We start from the raw sequence: 1309 nt of genomic DNA on the forward strand, positions 1-1309 counted from the left end.
GGGATAACCGAGGCGGTGAACCGTGCCGGAGTGATCCAGAATGATGCATCTGTCCTTACCCTTGGCAGTACGCAGACCCCTACCGATTGTTTGGAGCCAGCGGATTTCTGACTTGGTGGGACGGGCATAGATGATGCACCGGACATCACTGTCAAAACCCGCCGCGAGTACACCTATATTGACGATAATTTTCGTCGCCCCCTGTTCAAACTTATGGATGATCAAGTCCCGCTCATCAGGAGGTGTACTGGCGGTCATGATCTCCGCATTTACTCCGGCACGATTGAATTCGACCGTAATAAAGTTGGCGTGACTGACATTGACACAGAAGCAAATCGTGGGCTGGTTCTCGCCCAGTTTCAGCCAGCTACTCACGATGTCCCCCACCAAATCTGCGCCACACATGATTTCGGCAATCTCATCTTCCTTGTAGTCATTGCCGTACTCATAGCTTTGAGTGGATTTCACCCCTGTTAAGTCGGGTTTCGTGGGGGCATAGAACTCATAGGCGCTCAGGTCGCCACGCTGGATTAACTCTTTTATCGTGGTCGGCTTTATCAGCTTCTGGTAGTAGTGCCCCAAGAACGGCGAGAAAGGCGTACCCGATAATCCCACCACCTTACAGTCCGTTTCGGAGGTCAGTCGGGTGATTTCTTCCAGTATCTTCTTGCGTTTCAGGTGTGCTTCGTCAATCACCAGCAGATTAATGTCTTCGGGGAAGTCACGGCGGATCAGCGGATCAGCCGAGGCAATCTGAATCAGCTTTGACGGGTCTTGGTTAGGATGGTCACGCCAGATATAACGAATTTCATCTTCCGGTAACCCATATTCGATAAAGCGCTGGGCAGTCTGGTTTATCAAGACGGTAAACGGGCAGATCATCATGACTTTTTTCCGCTTTGATACAAAACCCTGTGTGATGAAAGCCGCTAATCCGGTCTTGCCTGCGCCTGTCGGGGCATACACCATGAAAGAATTAAAACCCTTCCAATCCTGACGCAGCATGTTTAAAGCGCGTTCCTGTGCAAAGTTGGGGGTAATGGTCAGCATCCTTTCACCCCCTGTTTATTTTCTTGAATTTCCGTGAGATACTTCGCCGCAGGTAATCGAGCTCCGGAAACTCTGATTCCTATTGCAAGAGCCTGAACAGTTGTACTCACCAAAGGTTGGCTGTTCGGTTTCTTGCACCCTCCTACACTTCCATTCTGATTTAACATTGATACCCTCACTTGAATAATTCCCACTGCCAGAGGACAAGCCTTTTTATTTTTCCCGTTTGGACGTCTAGCCACCTGTCCCGTTTTGTAAC

General features: G+C 49.7%; 2 protein-coding genes. Both read right to left on the reverse strand.

From position 1 onward, the window contains the following. A partial coding sequence (locus Xvie_RS20255) for a DEAD/DEAH box helicase (protein ID WP_139838929.1) occupies positions 1 to 1050 on the reverse strand: 1050 nt, incomplete at its 3' end. Continuing rightward, positions 1044 to 1309, reverse strand: a 266-nt coding sequence (locus Xvie_RS22405) for a hypothetical protein (protein WP_208612657.1), incomplete at its 5' end; no start/stop codon positions are given. The genes Xvie_RS20255 and Xvie_RS22405, both read right to left, overlap by 7 nt.

The organism is Xenorhabdus vietnamensis (genome assembly GCF_002127535.1).
In the GTDB taxonomy this organism is placed as follows: domain Bacteria; phylum Pseudomonadota; class Gammaproteobacteria; order Enterobacterales; family Enterobacteriaceae; genus Xenorhabdus; species Xenorhabdus vietnamensis.